Origin of the sequence: Streptomyces griseus (genome assembly GCF_001715295.1) — a bacterium.
Lineage (GTDB): Bacteria > Actinomycetota > Actinomycetes > Streptomycetales > Streptomycetaceae > Streptomyces > Streptomyces griseus_G.
Genome location: NZ_MDKB01000005.1, coordinates 63,645 through 83,362 on the forward strand (window position 1 = coordinate 63,645; position 19,718 = coordinate 83,362).

Sequence of the window (19,718 nt, forward strand, 5' to 3'; positions counted from 1 at the left end):
GGCCGTCAACGGCCTGTCGGCCTCCCGCGTCCAAGGGCTCGGGGGCACCACGCTCACCGGACTGCCGCCGCTCCCTGCCACGAAGGAACCCCCGCACGAGACGGGCACCTCCTCGCGTACGCCACAGGGCAACAGGCCCGGCAGCCCGAGGGGCTCGGGGGCACCACGCTCACCGCACTGCCGCCGCTCCGTACCAGGAAGCGTCACCTCGCAGGAAACGCGCCCTCCTGGCGTACGCCACGGTGCCGTAGGCCCGGCCGCCCGGCAGCCCGGCAGCCCGGCTGCCACGATCGGCACAGGTGCTCAGGCCGCTCCGTGAACGGCCGGGGCATCGGGGCTCGCCCGGTTCCGGGATCGCGGCGGAGCCCGTCCGCCCTCACACCCCGCTCGGAGTCGGCACGGCCGCAGGAGCCGTACCCGTGTCACCTTCCGGCACGTCGGCCCCGCCCCGCTCCCGGAGGCCGGATGCCGTGCACGACGACGCCGCGCCCGCATCGGACGGAGCGCTGCGTGTCGTGCAGTGGTCCCGGCGCGATCCCGGGAAGTCAGGCGGGGCTCCGGTCAGCGCAGCCGCGCCGCGCGGCGGCTCGTCGCCACGGATGTGCCGCTCTGCGGGGCGGGACTCCGCCCCGGGGCCCTGGACGAGCTCGATCGGACCTCCGGACCGCGCGGACGACCGGATCCCGCGCCTCGCCGAGCGGGAACCACCCGTGATGGACGAGGACTTCGCACCGGAGGCGGCGGACAGGAAGAGCCGGCGGCTCGATCGTGGAGCTCCGGCACCGGAGGGCCGGGATCCTGATCCGGCCCCGGTGAAGCGGGCGCCTCCGCGAGGAGGCACCCGGCCGGACGCCGACGCCCCATGGCACCTCGCCGGCCCCCCAGGTCTCGGCACCGCCGCGGCACGGGTGAGTGACGCGGCTGATGACGGCGCGGGGGCGTCTCAGCCCTGTTGGAACAGCTCTGCGGGAAGTGGCTTCAGCAGGGCGTACAGATCATCGGTGATCGGCCGGTCCCAGCTGGCGATCGTGACGAGAACGCCGTCGCTCCGGTCGAACTGCACACACGAGATCCGGCTCTCGGAGAGCTTGACGCGGCGCACGATCAGCAGGCTGTCGCCCTGCATGACGGGCACGTCCTCGGAGCCGGTGACCTCGACCGGCTCGTCGTTCTCGAGCGCGAGGAGGAGCTGGGCGACCTCGAAGGGGACCTGGCCCTCCTCGGTCTCACGGGCCGGCGAGCCCTCGGGCAGATTGCCGATGATCATCGCCGGGCCACGACCACCGAACAGGTCGTAGCGCAGGAAGACGCCCTGGCAGCTTCCGTCGGGGGCGGGGAGCAGACCGGCGCCGAGGTTGCCGGGCCAGTCTCCCGGATCCATGGCCAGGACGTCGAAGTCCGGGCCCGCGGGTGTGGCGGCGCTACGGCGGCGGAGGAAGGACATGCGGCCATGTTACGTGTCCCGGCTCACGTCGTGGAGCCGGGCACTCCCGGCCGGGGCTCAGCCGGACTCCGCGGCCAGCCGCCTCAGCACCTCGACGGCCTCGCTCGCACGCGCGTAAGGGACGAACAGGTGGTGGTGGTGGTATCCGGCGACCACGTTGCAGCTCATCCCCACGTCGGTGAGGGCCAGGGCCACGGCGGCGGTCAGACCCACGGCGTGCAGGGCGGAGGGGACGCGCAGGGTGATCCAGCCCGCGACGAAGTCGTACTCCAGCCCCGAGGCCGCCGCTTCCCCTTCCGGGAGCACGAGGGTCGTCCCTTCGCCCTCGGTGACGGTGACCACCGGGGTGACGCCGCCGGGTACCGCCCCGTGCGGCACGGTCGCGAAGACGAAGCGGCCCGGGTTCAGCTCCGGTCCCATGAGGTGCAGCAGTCCTCGGAGGTCGCGTTCACCGGTCATGAGGCCACGCTACGGCCACCGGGCGTGGGGGCGCCCCTCGTCACTGCTCGCCCTCCCGGCGCGGGGCGGGGCGAGTAAGCCATTCAGGCACGCCATGTACCCGTACGCTCACCTTCCGTGGCAGCGGGCGGTGATCGCCCCTAGCTTCGGCTCATGAGGAAAAAACACATCACCTGCCTGGCGGGTATGACGGTCGCCCTGGCCACGGCGCTGGGCGGGGTGGCCGTCCCCTCCGCCGCGGCCGGACCCGGTGACCTCGTGGTGCGCCCCGGCGGCTCGATCCAGACCGCGGTGGACGCGGCCCGCCCCGGGGACACCGTCGTCGTCCTGCCGGGCACGTACCGCGAGAGCGTCCACATCACCACGCCGGGCCTGACCCTGCTCGGCACGGGCGGCCGGACGGTGCTCGAGCCGCCGGCGACGGGAACGAAGGCCGCCGGCACCTGTGCCGCGGCCGGCAACGGCATCTGTGTCGTCGGCACCAAGGACCACACGGTCGACGGCGTCACCGTCCGCTCGCTCACCGTCTCCGGCTTCGCCGGGAGCGGCATCTGGGCGTCGTGGACCGACGGGCTGTCCGTGCACCAGGTGACCACCCGGTCCAACGGTGTCTGGGGCATCGCCCAGGAGCGGTCAACCCGCGGTGACCTCCGGCGCAACACCGCGACCGGCAACGGTGACGCCGGCATCTTCGTCGCCAACTCGGTCACCGAGGAGGGCGGGGCGACCGACACGCAGGGCACGGAGATCCGGGACAACGACCTGAGCGGCAACCGCATCGGTGTCACGGCCCGGCGGGTCCGGAACCTGCTGATCGACGGCAACCGCCTGACCGGAAACTGCAGCGGGGTCTTCGTCGTGGGTGACGAGTCCAAGCCCGCGGCCGGAGCGATGACCGTCAGCAACAACCGGATCGTGGAGAACAACAAGTTCTGCGCGGCGACCCCCCGGCTGTCGGCCATCCAGGGCTCCGGCATCGTGCTCACCGGCAGCGAGCGCACGGTCGTGCGTTCCAACGTGATCCGGGGCAACGTCGGCTCCACCCCGCTCTCCGGCGGAATCCTGCTGTTCAAGAGCTTCGTGGGCGCGCTCAACACCGACAACACGATCAGCCGGAACCTGGTGCGGGACAACCTCCCGGCCGACCTCGCCGACCGGGACACCTCCGGTACGGGCAATACCTTCACCGGCAACGCGTGCGGGACGTCCGTACCGGCCGGACTGTGTGCCGAATAGCGGCTCAGCGCCGCACGACGAGAAACGAGACGGTATGACCACCGTGAGTCCCACCCCCGAGACCACCCCTGTCACCCCGACGCTCTCCTCCTCGGCCCCGGCCCCCGCGACCGGCCAGTCCCCTCCGCCGTCCATGCGGCTGAGGGAGCTGGCGTTCGGCGCGGCCTGCGCCGCGGCCGTGCGCGCGGCGGCGCGGCTGGGTGTCGCGGACGCGCTGGGCGATGCTCCCGCCTCGGCCGAGGAGCTCGCCCGGGCCGTCGGCACCGAGCCCGTCCCGCTGCGGCGGCTGCTGCGCGCGCTGTGCTGCTACGGGATCTTCGACGAGAGGGCGGACGGCACCTTCGTCCACACCGAGATGTCCAGGCTGCTGCGCGAGGACGACCCCAACAGCCTGCGCTACATCTCCCTGTGGTGCACCGAGCCCTGGACCTGGGAGGTGTGGCCGCGGCTGGAGGACGCGGTGCGCACCGGTTCGAGCGTCTTCCCGGAGACGTTCGGCAAGGGCTTCTTCGACTATCTCCACGAGGACGCGGGCGAGTCCGCCCAGGTGTTCAACCGGGCCATGACCACGTCCAGCATGCAGTCCGCCCGGGACGTGGCCGAGCTCCTCGACCTCACCGGGGTGTCCTCGGTCGCCGACATCGGCGGCGGCCAGGGCCACGTCCTCGCCAGTCTCCTGGAGAAGCACCCGACGCTCCGCGGCACGCTCATGGACCTGCCCGGTGTCGTGGCGAGGGCGGACGCCCGGCTGCGGGACGAGGGCGCGCTCGCGGACCGGGTGCGGATCGTGGCCGGGGACTGCCGTGAGGAGATCCCCGTCGACGTGGATCTCTACATCATCAAGAACATCCTCGAGTGGGACGACGAGAGCACGCGCCGGGCCCTGGGCAACGTCGTCGCCGCGGCACGTCCGGGAGCCCGCGTCGTGGTCATCGAGAACCTCGTCGACGACACCCCGTCGATGCGGTTCACCACCGCGATGGACCTGCTGCTGCTCCTCAACGTCGGGGGCGCGAAGCACACCAGGGAGAGCCTGCTCGGCCGGGTGTCCGAGGCCGGCCTGCGGGTCGGCGAGGTCCGGCCGGTCAACGCGTATCTGCACGCCTTCGAGTGCCTCGTCCCCTGACCGGGCTCCCACCCGCACCACGACCGCCCCGGGTCCGGCACGCAGGTGCCGGACCCGGGGCGGTCGTCCGGTGTCAGACGGAGGCTCCCCGCTCCCACCGGTAGAACTGCTGGGCCATCGCGTCCTTCGGACCGCGCCAGGTCTGCGGGTCGTACGGGCTGACGAACGCGGTGAGCCTGTCGCTGATGGCCTTGAACTCCGGATGTTCGGTCACCTTGGCGATCTCCGGACCCGGGGGCCGCTCCGACTCGATCAGGTGCAGGTACACGTCCCCGAACTGGAAGAGCGTGCGCCTGTTCACCCCGACGAGGTGGGGCAGCTCGGTGTTGTCGGACTGCGCGAACAGGTCCGCGATGTCCGGCGCGGACCCGGGCGCCATCCGGGCGACGATCAGTGCGTGGTGCATCTGGCTGCCTTTCGGTCCGTCAGTTGGCGGGGACCGAGGCGGAGCGGCGTTCCCGGTCGCGCTGCTCGATCTTGTCGCGGATGAGCTCCATCTGGACGCGGGAGTTGCGGTTGATGTTGTCGGTCATCCACGCGTCGTCGACCGGCGCGTCGGGCCGCATCGCGAAGTCCTGCTTCCAGCGCATCCGCGTGCCGCCGGGGACCTCCGCGTACTCCCACCGGATGTCCATGTGCTGGAAGGGGCCCGGCTCGACACGCCGGGCACGGACGGTCCTGCCCGGGCGGTCGGTGGTGCGCTCCGACACCCAGCTCCAGACCTTGCCGTTGTCGTCGGGGTGCATCGTGAGGCGGAAGGTCGTCGTCTCGCCCCGGCGCTCGATCACTTCGACGGCCGCGTACTCGCTGAACAGCTGCGGCCAGTTCTCGAGGTCGTTCGTCATGTCCCAGACGAGGTCCAGGGGCGCGGCGATGGTGATCTCGTTCTCGGTGTGTCCGGTCATGTCAGACTCCTGTCACGAGGTTGCTGTTCACGAGGTCGAGGAACTCGGCGGGCGTCCTGCAGCGGTCGGCGTCGGCCGGCAGGGGGCGGCCGTACCGGTTCTCCAGCGCGGCGACGATGCCGAGCAGGCCGAGCGAGTCGAGGCCGTACTCCTCGAAGGCGGAGCCGGGACGGCTCTCCATCTCCGAGGGGTCGACGGTGATTCCCGCGCCGTTCTTCATGAGGGCGGCCAGTTCCGCGTACGTGAGTCGATCGGTCATGAGGGACTGCTCCTTCTCATCCGGGGGTGTCGGTGGGCCGCCTCAGCACCAGGGCCGAGTTGGAGCCCATGAGTCCTCGGCTCAGCACCAGGGCCGTCCGCAGCTCGGTGGGGCGTGCGCGGCCGGTGACCACGTCGATGTCGTGGCAGACGTCGAAGACGTTGGGCGTCGGGGGGATCAGGCCGTGTTCCATGGCCAGTACCGCGGCGGACGTGTCCAGTACGGGCGCTCCGCAGTAGGCGCGGCCGGTCCCGGTCTTGGGCGCGGTCACCGGGACGCGCCGCCCGTGCGCGCCCAGGGCGTCGGCGATCGCCAGTGCCTCGGCCCGGTCGGCGGAGGGGACGCCGAGCGCGTCGGCGAAGACGACGTCGATCTCCTCCGGTGCGCACTGCGCCTCGCGCAGCGCCCCCTCGATGGCCCGGGCCAGTCCTTCGCGGGACTGCTCCCACCGGGAGGCTCCGGTGAAGGTGGCGGCGTGCCCGGCCAGTTCGGCCCGGACCCGTGCTCCGCGGTCGCGGGCCGCCGCCTCCTCCTCGACCACCAGCATGGCGCCCCCCTCGGCGGGGGCGAAGCCGCAGGCGTCCGCGGTGAACGGCCGGTAGGCGCGGGTGGGGTCCTCACAGGTGCTGAGGTCCTCGTAGCCGAGCTGGCAGACCACGGAGTACGGGGCGAGGGGTGCCTCGGCCGCGCCGACGACGACGGCGCCCGTGCCGCGCCGGATCGAGCGCGCGGCGTGCATGAGGGCGTCCAGCCCGCCGGCTTCGTCGCTGGCCACGACGGCGCACGGCCCCTTGAAGCCGCCGCGGATGGAGATCTGGCCGGTGCTGGCGGCGTAGAACCAGGCGATGGACTGGTACGGGCCGACGAACCGGGATCCCTGGCCCCACAGGCGCTGCAGCTCACGCTGCCCGAACTCGCCGCCGCCGGAACCGGCGGCGGTGACCACGCCGACGCTGAACGGCGCGTCCTCGTAGTCGGCTCGGCCGAGCCGGGCGTCGTCCAGGGCGAGATCGGCCGCGGCCATCGCGAAGTGCGTGAACCGGTCGGTCTGGACCAGGTAGCGCTCCTCGATGAGGGCGACCGGGTCGAACTCCCGGACCTCGCCCGCGACCCGCAGCGGCAGGTTCTCGCAGCCTTCCCGGGTCACCAGGTCGAGGACGCTGACGCCCTCCTGCGTCTGCTTCCAGAAGGCACCGGCGCCCGTCCCGTTGGGGGCGACGACGCCGATCCCGGTGATGACGGATCGCCGGTGTGTCCGGGTGTTCATGGGGTCCTCCCGCCTGATCGGGTCAGGGCGACGGCGGACTGGAATCCGCCGAAGCCGCTGCCGACCGAGAGCACGCTGCGCAGCTTCAGGGGCCGTGCGGTGCGCGGCACGTAGTCGAGGTCGCACTCGGGGTCGGCGGTCTCGTAGTTGGCCGTCGGGGGCACCGTCTGGTGGTCGAGGGCCAGGACGCACGCGGCGATCTCTATCGCTCCGATGGCTCCGAGCGAGTGGCCGACCATGGACTTGATGGAACTCATCGGCACCTTGTAGGCGTGGGAGCCGAGGGCGCGTTTCACCGCCGCCGTCTCGTGCCGGTCGTTCTGCTTGGTGCCCGAGCCGTGCGCGTTGACGTAGTCGACCTGCGAGCCGTCGATCCGGGCGTGGGCGAGAGCCGTGTTGATGGCCTCTGCCATCTCGAGCCCTTCGCAGGTCAGCCCGGTCATGTGGTAGGCGTTGCCGAAGGTGGCGTAGCCCGATATCTCGCAGTACACGGTGGCGCCGCGGGCGCGGGCGTGTTCCAGCTCCTCCAGGACGAGCACGGCCCCGCCCTCACCCATGACGAATCCGTCCCTGCGGGCGTCGAACGGCCGGGAGGCGTGCTCGGGGTCGTCGTTGTTCGCCGAGGTCGCCTTGATCGCGTCGAAGCAGGCCACCGTGATGGGGGTGATCGGCGTGTCGGACGCGCCCGCCACGCAGATGTCGACACGGCCCTCCTCGATGGAGTGGAAGGCGTAGCCGATCGCGTCGAGGCCGGAGGTGCAGCCGGTCGACACCGTCTGTACGGGGCCGTGCGCACCGACCTCCTCGGCCACCGCGGAGGCCAGGGTGCTGGGGGCGAACGCCCGCTCGAGGTGCGGGCCGGCCGGGCGGTGGTCGACGTCCCAGCGCGATCCGCTGCCGCTGACGGCGACGTAGTCGTGCTCGAGCCGGGTGGTGCCACCGACCGCCGTGCCCAGGGACACCCCGATGCGCCAGGGATCCACTTTCTCCGTGTCGAGTCCGGCGTCTCCCAGGGCTTCCCTGGCTGCCACCAGGGCGAACTGTATGTACCGGTCCGAGCGTGCGATCAGTTCCGCGTCCAGGCCGTGCGCCACGGGGTCGAAGTCGCACTCCGCCGCGATCCGCGAACGGAACGCCGCCGGGTCGAACAGGGTGATGCCCCGTGTCGCGGTACGGCCGTTGGAGAGCAGGTCCCAGAAGGCCGGGACTCCTATGCCACCGGGTGCGACGACGCCGACCCCGGTGACCGCCACACGTCGGGTCATGAGGCGGCCCCCGTTCGTTCCGGCGGCGCGCCGCGGTCGGCGACGTCCGTGATCTCGGTGTCCACGTGGCCGAGTTCGGGCCGCGGGGCGAGCGGGCCGAGGTGGAAGACCATCCGCGCCTCGACGTCGCCGACGTTGCGGAAGCGGTGACGTACGTGCGGGGGGATGAGCAGGCCCTGGTCGGGCCGCATCGCGTGCGTCTCGCCGTCCAGGTCGACTTCCAGGAGTCCGTTCACGACGTACACGAACTCTTCGGAGTACGGGTGGTAGTGCTCACCGATACGCTCCCCGGGGCCGACGATGGCCAGTCCCATGAAGCCGCTGGTGGCACCCACCGCCGTGGGTGTGAGCATGGCGCGCAGGTCTCCTCCGCGCCTGCGGTTGGGCTGAGTCTCGCTGAGGTCCACGATGCGAGGCCGGTGCGTGGTCATGACTGCTCTCCTCGAGGCGCGTTGTGCGGTGTGGCGGCAGCCCGGGGTGGACCCGTCGTGCCGGTGAGGCGTTTCAGGACTCGGTGGCCCGGCGGTCGGTGATCAGGTCCATCTCGGCCTGGGCGAGGAAGCGCGCGGCCTCCTGGTCGGTGCTCGGCAGGCCGTTCGCACCGCCGTCGAGCAGCCGGCCGAGCATGGCCGCCTTGCGGGCGCCGCCGATACCGAGGGCCAGGGCGGGCTCCGCGTCGAGCGGGCCGCTCATCTCGAGGAGCCGCACCACGACGTCGTCACGCTGGAAGATGGTGCTGCTGGCGATGGGGGTGGCGGGGTCGTCCGCGGTCTCCTCGTCCTGGCCGGCGAGCAGCCTGGCGAGCGCCATGCCGCAGCCTTCCTTGGCCTGGTAGAAGAGCGCGTGCCGCTGTACGTCCTCCGGGACGCGGCCGGACGTCACGTGGTGGACGGTCGGAAGCGCCGCCCGGGTGAAGAACATGCGGGCGGAATCCGGGTCGCTGAGGTCCCGGTCCTGCTCCAGGTAGGGGTTGATGGCCTCTTCGACGGCCCGGACCTCCGGCTGGCGTGCCACGTGGCGCAGGGCTGCCAGCAGGTCGCCCTCGACCTCGACCGCCCGCACGACACGGTTTCCGTGCATGAAGAGCGAGGTGCGGCGCAGCCGGGTGTTCTCGTCGACCCGGGCCTTCGGGGAGTCGTAGTCCGCGAGGATCTTGGCGACGATGTCCTCGGTGCCGGGCTTGACGGTGAACGTGAGCGCGTGCCGTACCACTCCGTCACCCAGGCGCGGCGCCGGCTGGAGGCCGTTCTCCTGGGGGGCGGCGGTGTCGGTGTTGGCCGTCTCGCGCAGGACGCTGAACCGCAACGAGCGGGTGTCGCGCACGCAGCTGTGCAGCGGCTGGACGGTCGCGACGTGCTCCTCGCTGTTGACCCAGGCGAGGAACGGCGGCGCGCTCTCCCACTCGCTGGTGATGAGCCACTGCGAGGGGTTCTCGATGGACTGGCACAGCTGGTCGCTGATGTGCCCGGGGATGGAGGCCACCTGGTTGCGCATGTGCTCGTACGCCTCGAGGAACTGCTTCTGGGCACCGTCGTGCAGGTCGAGCAGCAGGACGACCCGGAGCCGTGAACCGTCGAAGGCGGACTGCGATACCCGTTCCGATATGGTTGTCATCTTCGTCTCCTTCAGGACGGTGCGGAACCACGTCGAGTGGCCGCCCGTCATCCGTCAGCTTTCGGGGAACCGGAGCGGCCCTTCCCCGCAGACGCGTGTGGTCCACCCCCGCATCGCGAGCATCGCTCCCGCGACCGATCGTCGAACGCCGTCACGTGCTGCGCGAGATTTATGCACCGTTCAGGTGAGGCGGTGACCGAAGCACTCGGAGAAGGGCATGGACACTGCATCCGTCGCGCGTCCGAGATGGAGCAACTGATGAACGAGAACGTCGACCACCGGGTACCGGTCCTTGTCGTGGGCGGCTCCCTTGTGGGCCTGTCCACCTCCCTCTTCCTGAGCCGGCTCGGTATCCGCCACCTGCTGGTGGAGAAACACGCAGGCACTTCGACACACCCGCGCGGACGGGGCAACAACGTCCGCACGATGGAGCTGTTCCGCACCGCGGGCGCCGAACAGCTGATCCGGGAAGCCGCCTCGGTGCTGGCGGACAATCACGGGATCCTGCAGGCCGGGTCCCTCACCGGTGACGACCAGGAGTGGCTGTTCAAGGAGATCGACCCGGGGGGCGGGCTCGCCCGCTTCAGCCCGAGCAAGTGGTGCCTGTGCAGCCAGAACGACCTGGAGCCCGTGCTGGTCGAGTACGCCCGGTCCCTGGGCAGCGACCTGCGGTTCTCGGCCGAGCTGCTCTCGTTCGAGCAGGACGGCGAGGGTGTCACCGCCCTGGTGAAGGACCGGGGCACCGGGAAGCACACGACGGTCCGCGCGGACTACCTCGTCGCGGCCGACGGACCGCGCAGTCCGATCCGGGAGCAGCTGCGGATCGGCCGGTCGGGTCCGGGTGACCTGTTCCACAACGTCAGCATCACCTTCCGGTCCGAAGGGCTCGCGGAGGTGGTGGGCGACCGGCGCTTCATCGTCTGCTACCTCACCCGCCCGGACGCGGACGGGGCGCTGCTGCCGGTGGACAACGAGAAGCAGTGGGTCTTCCACGCGCCGTGGCAGCCGGACCGGGGCGAGACCCTGGAGGACTTCACCGACGAGCGGTGCGTGCAGCACATCCGCAAGGCGGTCGGTTCCCCCGACCTCGATGTCGAGATCACGGGCAAGGCGCCCTGGCACGCAGCCGAGCGGGTCGCGGAGCGCTACGGCTCGGGCCGGGTCTTCCTGGCGGGCGATTCGGCGCACGAGATGTCCCCGACCGGCGCGTTCGGTTCGAACACCGGTATCCAGGACGCCCACAACCTGGCGTGGAAGCTCGCCGCCGTGATCAAGGGCGAGGCCGGGCCGGGGCTGCTGGACACCTACGAGGAGGAGCGTCTGCCGGTGGCGAAGGCGACGAGCGAGCGGGCGTCCGCCCGGTCGGCGGAACACAGCCACCCGGGTTACGCCGGCACACCCGGGCCGGGCGGCGGGCCGAAGGGCGGGATGCTCACGATCGCGCTCGGGTACCGCTATGTCCGGGGCGCCGTGCTCGGCGTGGAGCCGGGTCTGCCGGTGGTCCCCGAGCGCATGGCCCTGGCGGGAGACCCCGGCACCCGGGCGCCCCACCTGTGGGTCCGGCGGCAGGACACCCGCCTCTCCACCCTCGACCTCTACGAGCAGGCGTTCGTCCTGCTGCACGACGCGCGGCATCCCGAATGGCGTGCGGCGGCGTCCCGGGCGGCGGAGCGGCTGGCGGTACGGCTGGACGCCTACGGCATCGGTGCGGGCGAGGGCGCCGATCTGGTGCCCGAGGACGGGGCCGACTGGGCAGCGGCCCACGGCACGAGCGCCGAGGGCGCCGTCCTCGTACGCCCCGACGGCTTCGTGGCCTGGCGGGCAGAGGGCTCGGTGGCGGATCCGGGGGCCGCGCTGGACGAGGCCCTGACGACAGTGCTCCACCGGGGCTGACGACCGGCACCGGGCGCCCCGCGGACCCGCGCACCCGCGCACCCGACGGTGCGGCGGTTCGCGGGGCGCCCGTCGGCGAGAGGGCCGACGACGGGGCGCCCCCCGTTCCGCACGGGGAGGCACACGACGACGACCCGCGTGCGGTGCACCTCGTCCGCGTGGGGCACGAGGGCACCGGCCGGTGGTGCCGCGCGTACGCGACGGGAACGGGGAGTGCGGCGGCCCCGGACTCGCCACGGGCGCGGCAGGCGTCGATCGACGAGGGACCCGCGGACGGGCCGGCACGCCGCCACCGCCTCCCGGGCGAACTCGGCTTCCGGCCCGGCCCGCGCCCGTTCGCGGGCGTCGTACCCCTTGCCACGGCGGCTCGCATCCTGAATTACTCCTCCCAGAGGTCGACCGAATGATCGGTCGACCGTTCGGCGAGAGGAGCACCCGCATGACGGCGCTGCTGGACGCGGCTGAGCGGCTCGGCCGCGACGAGCTGGTGACACTGCAGTTGCAACGGCTCCGGGCCACGCTGCGGCACGCGTACGCCAACGTCGCGTTCTTTCGGACGGCGTTCGACGCGGCGGGCGTGCGACCCGAGGACTGCCGCACGCTCGCGGATCTCGCCCGGTTCCCTTTCACCACCAAGGCCGACCTGCGCGACAACTACCCGTTCGGGATGTTCGCCGTCCCCGAGGACCGGGTGCGCCGGATCCACGCCTCCAGCGGTACCACCGGACGGCCCACCGTGGTGGGGTACACCGAGCGCGATCTGGACACCTGGGCCGACGTCGTGGCCCGGTCCATCCGGGCAGCGGGCGGACGCCCCGGCCACAAGGTCCATGTGGCCTACGGGTACGGGCTGTTCACCGGCGGTCTCGGAGCTCACTACGGGGCGGAGCGCCTGGGGTGCACCGTCGTCCCGGCGTCCGGCGGCATGACCGCCCGCCAGGTGCGCCTGATCCAGGACTTCCGGCCCGAGATCATCATGATCACACCCTCGTACATGCTCACGCTGCTGGACGAGTTCGAGCGCCAGGGAGTCGATCCCCGAACGACGTCGCTGAAGGTCGGCATCTTCGGTGCCGAGCCCTGGACGGAGCGGATGCGCACCGAGATCGAGGAGCGCTTCGCCATCGACGCCGTCGACATATACGGCCTGTCCGAGGTGATGGGCCCGGGCGTGGCTCAGGAATGCGTGGAGACGAAGGACGGACTGCACATCTGGGAGGACCACTTCTACCCGGAGGTCGTGGATCCGTTCACGGGGGAACTCCTGCCGGACGGCGAGAAGGGCGAGCTGGTCTTCACCTCGCTCACCAAGGAGGCCATGCCGGTGATCCGCTACCGGACCCGGGATCTGACCCGGCTGCTGCCGGGTACGGCGCGCGCCTTCCGGCGGATGGAGAAGGTCACCGGGCGGAGCGACGACATGGTGATCCTGCGAGGGGTGAACCTCTTCCCCACCCAGATCGAGGAGATCGTGCTGCGGACGGCGGGTGTGGCGCCCCACTTCCAGCTGCTCCTGACCCGGCAGGGACGTCTGGACTCACTGACCGTACGGGCGGAGGCCCGGGCCGGAGCGAGGGCGGAGGAGCGGGAGGCGGCGGCCCGGACGATCGCGGGTGCCGTGAAGGACGGGATCGGCGTGAGCGTCGGAGTCGACATCGTCGACCCGGAGACGCTTGAGCGGTCGGTCGGCAAGATCAAGCGGATCGTGGATCTGCGGGAGTCCGCTCCGAGCTAGTGCCGCGGCAGGCAACGTTTGCCCGTCAAGGAGCGGCGTCGGGTGCGTGCTCTCGGCGTGCCGGCCGGAAGTCCTTGTACTGGACGTACTTGGGCTTTCGGCCGGTGCGGCGAGAGTGCGTGCCGGGCGGCGCGACGGGGCGAACGTTGCCTGTTGCGGCACTAGTGCCCCTCCCGGCAAGCTTCGCCCCGTCGCGCCGCCCCGCACGCACGCTCACCTCGTTGGCCAAAGCCCTGGTAGCTCCGCTACAAGGACTTCCGGCCACCTTGCGATCGCACGCACCGGACGATGCTCCTCATGGGGTAAACATTGCCGGTCTCGGCACTGGACCCTCGTCCGACGCCGTCGGCCGATCCCCCGGGAAGTGCGGGACACCCCTTCGACGTGGTGATGCGGACGAGCTGTTCCGCATCCTGCACGGTCCGCGGACCGGCGCCCGGCGCGCCCGCCGGTCCGCGGAAGGCCGCGGTTCACGCCTCAGCGGCCGTCCGCGGATCGGCGGGTGCGCCGTCGGGGGTCTCCTCCCGGTGGAGGAAGGCTCCGAGGAGGTCGCCGACGGGGTGGCCGGCCTCGGCGGGATGGCGCAGGGCGACGCTGGGGTCGATGGTGTAGCGGTTGCGGCGGCCCACCCGGGTGCGGGTCAGGTACCCGGCCGCTTCCAGGTCGGCGACGATGATCTGCACCGCGCGCTCGGTGATGCCGATGCCTGCCGCCACATCCCGTAGGCGGACCTGCGGGTCGCGGGCGATCGCCAGCAGCACCCGGGCGTGATTCGTCAGGAACGTCCACTGGTCGCCGCGTGTCGTCGAGTTGCCCATACTCCCCATCGTACGAACAGCCCTTCGCATATACACCGCTCACCTGAAGGCTTATTAGCGAATTTATTTTCGCGTAATCGTTGACGGGTATGGATCGACATGGCGACAATTGAGACATTCCTCCTCGTAAGGAAGGCAGGCAGAGGCCATGCACCGACCGTTCCTCCGCCCCGTACCCGACAGCGCTCCCCGCCCCGCGCGAGCGGGCCTGGTGCAGCCGGTGGCCGCGGTACTGACCGATTGCCTCGATGACGTGGCGGTGGCCGAGGCGGCCGCCGGCCTCGCCCTGGCCCACCGCGTTCCGCTGCTGCTGATCACCGTGCTGCCCCCGCAGGCCCGCCGCTCCGGCCCCGGCTCACCGGCGGTACGGGCGGTGACCGCCCGCGTCATGCCCCGGGTCGGCCCGCACGGCACCGGGTGCATCACGGAGGTTCTCCACCTGCCGGCCGGGGCGACGTCGCGGCTGGCGGCGGCGAAGGGCCTGCTGGCCCTTGCCTCCCGCCACCACGCACCCCACGTGGTGACCGCCCGCCGCGGCCCCCGGGGGCTGGACGCGTTCACCCTGATCGAGGCCGCCGCCCTGCGCGGCGGCCCCTTTGTCCACGCCGTCGGTCCCACCGCCTGGACGCCGCTGTGCACACCCCCGCCGCCGCACGCCGTCCGTCACGGAGAGGAGAGGTTCCGCGATGAATGACCTGGCCTTCCCTGTCCCGCTGTGGGTATGGGCCGCGGTCACCGTCGGCATCGGCGTGATGCTCGCCGTCGACCTGCTCGCCCACCGCGACAACCACGTGATCGGCTTCCGCGAGGCCGCGGCCTGGAGCGGCGTCTGGATCGCCATCGGGCTCGGCTTCGGACTGATCCTGCTGATGTGGCAGGGCGGGGAGGTGTCCTCCACCTACTACGCCGGGTACCTGATCGAGAAGGCACTGTCGATCGACAACGTCTTCGTCTTCGCGCTGGTCTTCTCCTTCTTCGCCGTCCCCGACGCCTACCAGCACAAAGTCCTCTTCTGGGGTGTCCTCGGCGCACTGGCGGCCCGGCTGGTGTTCATCTTCGTCGGCGCCGAGCTGCTCCAGGTGTTCTTCTGGACCGCCTACCTGTTCGGCGCGTTCCTGATCTTCACCGGCTGGAAGATGGCCGTCTCCAAGGACGCGGACGTCCATCCCGACCGCAATCCCGTGGTCCGCCTGGTCAGGAAGCTGATTCCCACCGACGCGACGTTCCACGGCGACAGGTTCTTCGCCCGCGTCGACGGCAAGCGTGTCGCGACTCTCCTGTTCGTCGTCCTGATCGCCGTCGAGGCCACCGACCTGATCTTCGCGATCGACTCCGTCGCCGCCGTCCTGGCGATCACCACCAACACGTTCCTGGTGTGGACCGCCAACGCCTTCGCCGTCCTGGGCCTGCGAAGCCTGTACTTCCTCCTCGCCGGGCTCCTGCGCCGCTTCGCCTACCTCCACTACGGGCTCGCGGTCCTGCTCGCCTTCGCCGGCGTGAAGCTCATCCTCTCCGAGACCCCCGTCGGCAAGCTCCCCATCCCCCTCACCCTCTCCGTCATCGTCGTCACCATCACCGGCTCCATCGCCTGGTCCCTCGTCGCCACCCGCGGCCGGACCGGCACCGGGGCGGACCCCGGCCCGACCGCCGACGGCCCGGCAGAGCCCGCCGGGAACGCCCCCACCCGCCCCCCGCAGGCCGAGCCGCGCGGCGGGAACCGTGAGGAGGGGCCGGCCCCGTGATCGCCTTCGGCCCGTACGGGACCTCTTCCACCCCGGACGCTGCGCTGCCGGCACCGCCGACACCCGGCGGACACCGTCGGCCGAGCAGGAACGCGCCTCGCCGACGGCCTGAGCCCGGCTGCGTCCGCAGGCCGGCGCCGGCCGTCCGGGGGTTCGTGACGAACACCGGGCCGACCGGGGGCGACCGGGGGGCCGGCCGGCCGTCCCCCGCACCACCCGGCCCGCACGCCCGCGCCTACCGAGCGCCGTCGCGCCCGCGCCCTCAGGACCCGGTGGACGAGAAGCGGTCCCGCAGCTCCCGCTTGAGGATCTTGCCGCTGGCGTTGCGCGGCAGCCGGTCGACGAACAGGACCTTCTTCGGGGCCTTGAACGGGGCGAGTGCCTCGCGGGCATGGGCGATGAGTTCGGCCTCCGTGGCCTCGCCGCGCAGCACGACGATCGCGGTGACGGCCTCGATCCAGCGGTCGTGGGGCAGTCCGACGACCGCCGTCTCGGCCACCGCGGGGTGGGTGTACAGCGCGTCCTCCACCTGCCGGGAGGCGACGAGCACGCCCCCGGAGTTGATGACGTCCTTCACCCGGTCGACGACCGTGAAGTAGCCCTCGGAGTCCCGCACGGCGAGGTCTCCGGAGTGGAACCAGCCGTCACGGAACGCCGCGGCGCTCTCCTCCGGCTTGTCCCAGTAGCCCTGGCACAGCTGCGGGGAGCGGTAGACCACTTCACCCGCCGTCCCGTCGGGAACCTCCTCGCCCTGCTCGTCCACGACCCTCGCCTCCACGAAGAGCACGGGCCGGCCGCAGGAGTCCATCCGGCCCTCGTGCTCGTCGGGGCCGAGGACGGTGGCGAGGGGCCCGATCTCGCTCTGGCCGAAACAGTTGTAGAAGGCCAGCCCAGGCAGCCGTTCGCGCAGCCGCTCCAGGACGGGCACCGGCATGATCGACGCTCCGTAATAGGCCTTGCGCAGTGCTCCGAGATCACGGCTGGCGAACCCCGGGTGATGGGCGAGGCCGATCCAGACGGTGGGCGGGGCGAAGAGGCTGTCCGCCGTTCCAGTCTCGACCAGGTCGAGGAGACGGTCCGGGTCCGGGGCGTCGAGGATGGTGTTCTCCGCGCCCACCGCGAGGTACGGCATCAGGAACACGTGCATCTGCGCGGAGTGGTAGAGCGGCAGCGCGTGCACGGGGCGGTCGGTGGCGCACAGGTCGAGGGCGGTGATCGCGCTGACGTACTCGTGGACGAGGGCGCCGTGCGTCATCATCGCGCCCTTGGGCTGGGCCGTGGTGCCGGAGGTGTACAGCAGCTGTACCAGGTCCTCGGCGCCGGGGGCGCGTTCCGGGGTGAAGGGCCGGGGGGTGCCGAGCTCGCAGAGGAGCGAGTCCGGGGCGTCGCGCAGGGGGCGTACGGCGTGACCCGGGGGCACCCGCCCGGTCAGGCCCGGGTCGGTGAGGACGAGGGAACTGCCGGACTGCCGGAGGATGTAGGCCAGGTCGTCCCCGGTGAGGTTCTGATTGACCGGCACATGGACCAGCCCGGCTCGGGCGCAGGCCAGATAGGCGATGAGGTACGCGTCGGAGTTGTGGGCGTAGGAGGCGACCCTGTCCCCGGGGCGCAGTCCGTCGGTGCCCGTCAGGACGGCCGCCGCCGTACTGACGGCCGCGTCCAGTGCCGCGTAACTCCACGACCGGTCCGCGTACCGCACGGCGGTGCGCTCGGGGGTGCGTCGTGCGCTGCGCGCCAGGAGGCCGTCGACCGTGCTGCTGCGTACACCTGTCATGACGTGATCCTGTGCGGCGGAGTGCCGCGGGTCAAGGGACCGGGTACGGGCCGGGGGCATCACTGCCGGCACGCACTCTTTTCGCGGCCGTGAACGTTCAGCCGTCACCCCGCCGGGAATTTTAACTGACGCCTCGTCACATTCTTTGTGGCGCAGGGGACGTACGGGGTGGCCGCGACGCCAGTAATCTCTGCCTCGGCAGAAGGTTTCACTGCCGGAAGAGATTTCGAAAGTTACTTTCACGCTGGTGCTGTCGACCTGAGGGGAAGGGATTCCGGATGGCCGGGAACGTGTCGGACCGGGGAATGAGCCGTCGGAGGATGGGCGGCGGGATACTGGCGCTGGGCGGAGCGCTCGCGCTCGCGCCGCTCCCCTTCGCGGGCGCGGCGGGAGCGGCTGCCGGCGCCGAGCGGGGCACGGAAGCGGCGGGTACGGGAGCCGGGACGGGTATGGGATCCAGGTCGGGCGGAACGACGCTGCGCCGGGGCTCGGCCGCACGTGCCGGGCTGCTCGCCGGCCCCCTCGAGGAGCTGGTCGCGGACGCGGAGAAGTACCTCGCCGACTCCCCCGCCCACCCCTGGTACGCCGGCGCGGTGCTCCTCGCCGGCCGCGGGGGGACGGTGGCCCTGCACCGGCCGATCGGGAAGGCGGTGCGCTACGCGGCGTACGACGAGAAGACCGACACGGGCGTGGAGTTCCCCGCGGACCAGCAGATCGCGATGGCCGAGGACACGGTCTTCGACCTGGCGTCGGTGTCCAAGCTGTTCACCTCCATCCTGGCGGTGCAGCAGATCGAGCGGGGCGCGCTGACACTGGAGGCGCCGGTCGCCTCGTACCTCCCGGCCTTCGCCGGCGGGGGCAAGCAGGACATCACCGTCCGGCAGTTGCTCACCCATACCTCCGGCTTCCGGGCGTGGATCCCGCTCTACAAGGAACCGACCCGGGAGGGGAAACTCCGCCTGCTGTGGAACGAGGTGCCGGCCTCCGCCCCGGGGACCGCCTACCGCTACTCCGACCTCAACCTCATCTCGCTGCAGCTGGTCCTGGAGAAGATCACGGGCCGCGCCCTGGATGTCCTGCTCCGCGAGGAGATCACCGCTCCCCTGGGGATGCACCGCACCCGGTACAACCCGCCCGCCTCGTGGAAGCCGAAGATCGCCGCCACGGAGGACGCCCGGCTGCCCTGGTCGGGGCTGGACCGGGGGCTGGTCTGGGGCGAGGTGCACGACGAGAACGCGTACAGCCTGGACGGGGTGGCCGGCCACGCGGGCGTCTTCTCCTGCGCCTGGGACCTGGCGGTCCTGGCCCGGACGCTGCTGAACGGGGGCGTCTACGGGCGGTCCCGGATCCTGTCCGAGGAGTCGGTGGAGCTCCTGTTCACCGACTTCAACACCGCGTTCCCCGGTGACGAACACGGCCTGGGCTTCGAGCTCTACCAGCACTGGTACATGGGGGCGATGGCCACTCCGCGCACAGCCGGCCACACGGGTTTCACCGGCACCAGCCTGGTCGTCGATCCGACGACGGACTCGTTCCTGATCGTGCTGGGCAACTCCGTCCACCCCGTGCGCAGCTGGCGCTCGGGGAGTGCCCCGCGGGTGGCCACGGCCAACCGGATGGCCCGCGCGGTACCGGTCCGCCCCGCGCACGGCCGTACCGCCTGGTTCTCCGGCATGGCGAGCTCCTCCGAGGCGACGCTCACGCTGCCGTCGCTGCGGCCGGCCTCGTCGCGGCCGGTGCTGAGCTGTGCGCTGTGGTGGGACACCGAGCCGGGTTCCGACTTCGTCCGCCTGGAGGCCTCCTCCGACGCCGGGGTGTCGTGGCAGCCGGTGCCGTTCAGCACCGTCCCGGGCGAGGGGGACGGGGCGGGGGATCCCGTGGCGCACACCGGCGGCTCGGTGTCCGGATGGTCCGGGCGCGTCTGGCACCGGCTGGAGGCGGACCTGGCCGCCTGGCGCGGGAAGGACGTCCTGCTGCGCTGGCGGTACTCCACCGACGGGCTGTACGTCGGACGCGGCGCGTACGTGGACGGCCTCCGGGTCCGGGACGGCGGCCGTACGCTCTTCGACGGGACCAGGCCGGGCGACGCGCGGCGTCTCGAGGCGACGGGATGGACCGTCTCGGGCGACTGAACCGCCCGCCGCCCCGTGGGGAACCGGTCGGCGCACGCGCCCGTCCGCG

Annotated in this window: 18 protein-coding genes; 7 read left to right on the forward strand and 11 right to left on the reverse strand. The window is 71.7% G+C overall.

Annotation, left to right across the window (positions count from 1 at the left end; all coding sequences use genetic code 11):
- Window positions 1–943: 943 nt before the first annotated feature.
- Both BA175_RS25155 and BA175_RS25160 read right to left on the reverse strand, forming a co-directional pair.
- Window positions 944–1,444: a hypothetical protein gene (locus BA175_RS25155; RefSeq protein WP_056787776.1), complete on the reverse strand. Its 501-nt coding sequence runs from the start codon at window positions 1,442–1,444 to the stop codon at window positions 944–946.
- Window positions 1,445–1,501: 57 nt separating this feature from the next.
- Window positions 1,502–1,903, reverse strand: a complete 402-nt coding sequence (locus BA175_RS25160; protein ID WP_069173807.1) for an ACT domain-containing protein — start codon at window positions 1,901–1,903, stop codon at window positions 1,502–1,504.
- A gap of 153 nt (window positions 1,904–2,056) precedes the next feature.
- On the opposite strand from BA175_RS25160, the gene BA175_RS25165 reads away from it, so the two are divergent.
- Both BA175_RS25165 and BA175_RS25170 read left to right on the forward strand, forming a co-directional pair.
- Window positions 2,057–3,139 (forward strand): right-handed parallel beta-helix repeat-containing protein, encoded by a 1,083-nt coding sequence (locus tag BA175_RS25165; protein ID WP_069173808.1) that lies wholly within the window; start codon window positions 2,057–2,059, stop codon window positions 3,137–3,139.
- Between the two features lie 34 nt (window positions 3,140–3,173).
- Window positions 3,174–4,265, forward strand: coding sequence for a methyltransferase (locus BA175_RS25170; protein WP_069173809.1), 1,092 nt, complete (start codon window positions 3,174–3,176; stop codon window positions 4,263–4,265).
- Window positions 4,266–4,338: 73 nt separating this feature from the next.
- Here the strand turns inward: BA175_RS25170 and BA175_RS25175 are convergent, their stop codons facing one another.
- The 7 genes from BA175_RS25175 to BA175_RS25205 form a co-directional block, all read right to left on the reverse strand.
- On the reverse strand, window positions 4,339–4,671 hold the full coding sequence (locus tag BA175_RS25175; protein ID WP_069173810.1) for a TcmI family type II polyketide cyclase: 333 nt from the start codon (window positions 4,669–4,671) through the stop codon (window positions 4,339–4,341).
- Between the two features lie 19 nt (window positions 4,672–4,690).
- Window positions 4,691–5,170, reverse strand: a complete 480-nt coding sequence (locus BA175_RS25180) for an SRPBCC family protein (RefSeq protein ID WP_069173811.1) — start codon at window positions 5,168–5,170, stop codon at window positions 4,691–4,693.
- 1 nt (window position 5,171) lies between these two features.
- Complete coding sequence (locus BA175_RS25185) at window positions 5,172–5,429, reverse strand: acyl carrier protein (protein ID WP_069173812.1); 258 nt, start codon at window positions 5,427–5,429, stop codon at window positions 5,172–5,174.
- Between the two features lie 16 nt (window positions 5,430–5,445).
- The gene (locus BA175_RS25190) at window positions 5,446–6,696 is read right to left on the reverse strand and encodes a ketosynthase chain-length factor (RefSeq protein ID WP_069173813.1); all 1,251 of its coding nucleotides are present in this window, start codon (window positions 6,694–6,696) and stop codon (window positions 5,446–5,448) included.
- Window positions 6,693–7,961, reverse strand: coding sequence for a beta-ketoacyl-[acyl-carrier-protein] synthase family protein (locus tag BA175_RS25195; RefSeq protein WP_069173814.1), 1,269 nt, complete (start codon window positions 7,959–7,961; stop codon window positions 6,693–6,695). The genes BA175_RS25190 and BA175_RS25195 overlap by 4 nt, the downstream gene beginning before the upstream one ends.
- Window positions 7,958–8,392, reverse strand: coding sequence for a cupin domain-containing protein (locus BA175_RS25200; protein ID WP_069173815.1), 435 nt, complete (start codon window positions 8,390–8,392; stop codon window positions 7,958–7,960). The genes BA175_RS25195 and BA175_RS25200 overlap by 4 nt, the downstream gene beginning before the upstream one ends.
- Window positions 8,393–8,465: 73 nt before the next feature.
- Window positions 8,466–9,575: a SchA/CurD-like domain-containing protein gene (locus BA175_RS25205; RefSeq protein ID WP_069174253.1), complete on the reverse strand. Its 1,110-nt coding sequence runs from the start codon at window positions 9,573–9,575 to the stop codon at window positions 8,466–8,468.
- Between the two features lie 258 nt (window positions 9,576–9,833).
- Here BA175_RS25205 and BA175_RS25210 point away from each other — a divergent pair, with 258 nt between their 5' ends.
- Both BA175_RS25210 and paaK read left to right on the forward strand, forming a co-directional pair.
- Window positions 9,834–11,468 (forward strand): FAD-dependent oxidoreductase, encoded by a 1,635-nt coding sequence (locus BA175_RS25210; protein WP_069173816.1) that lies wholly within the window; start codon window positions 9,834–9,836, stop codon window positions 11,466–11,468.
- Window positions 11,469–11,907: 439 nt separating this feature from the next.
- Window positions 11,908–13,203: a phenylacetate--CoA ligase PaaK gene (gene paaK, locus BA175_RS25215; protein ID WP_069173817.1), complete on the forward strand. Its 1,296-nt coding sequence runs from the start codon at window positions 11,908–11,910 to the stop codon at window positions 13,201–13,203.
- A 470-nt stretch (window positions 13,204–13,673) separates the two neighbouring features.
- Here the strand turns inward: paaK and BA175_RS25220 are convergent, their stop codons facing one another.
- Window positions 13,674–14,021 (reverse strand): helix-turn-helix transcriptional regulator, encoded by a 348-nt coding sequence (locus BA175_RS25220; protein ID WP_069173818.1) that lies wholly within the window; start codon window positions 14,019–14,021, stop codon window positions 13,674–13,676.
- Window positions 14,022–14,169: 148 nt separating this feature from the next.
- On the opposite strand from BA175_RS25220, the gene BA175_RS25225 reads away from it, so the two are divergent.
- On the forward strand, window positions 14,170–14,715 hold the full coding sequence (locus BA175_RS25225; RefSeq protein ID WP_107407645.1) for a hypothetical protein: 546 nt from the start codon (window positions 14,170–14,172) through the stop codon (window positions 14,713–14,715).
- The gene (locus BA175_RS25230) at window positions 14,708–15,763 is read left to right on the forward strand and encodes a TerC family protein (protein ID WP_069173819.1); all 1,056 of its coding nucleotides are present in this window, start codon (window positions 14,708–14,710) and stop codon (window positions 15,761–15,763) included. The genes BA175_RS25225 and BA175_RS25230 overlap by 8 nt, the downstream gene beginning before the upstream one ends.
- Before the next feature lie 262 nt (window positions 15,764–16,025).
- On the opposite strand, the gene BA175_RS25235 is transcribed toward BA175_RS25230, so the two are convergent.
- Window positions 16,026–17,537 carry an acyl-CoA synthetase gene (locus BA175_RS25235; protein WP_069173820.1) on the reverse strand — a complete coding sequence of 504 codons (1,512 nt, stop codon included), beginning with the start codon at window positions 17,535–17,537 and terminating at the stop codon, window positions 16,026–16,028.
- A gap of 278 nt (window positions 17,538–17,815) precedes the next feature.
- Here BA175_RS25235 and BA175_RS25240 point away from each other — a divergent pair, with 278 nt between their 5' ends.
- Complete coding sequence (locus tag BA175_RS25240) at window positions 17,816–19,669, forward strand: serine hydrolase domain-containing protein (protein ID WP_069173821.1); 1,854 nt, start codon at window positions 17,816–17,818, stop codon at window positions 19,667–19,669.
- Window positions 19,670–19,718 lie beyond the last annotated feature (49 nt).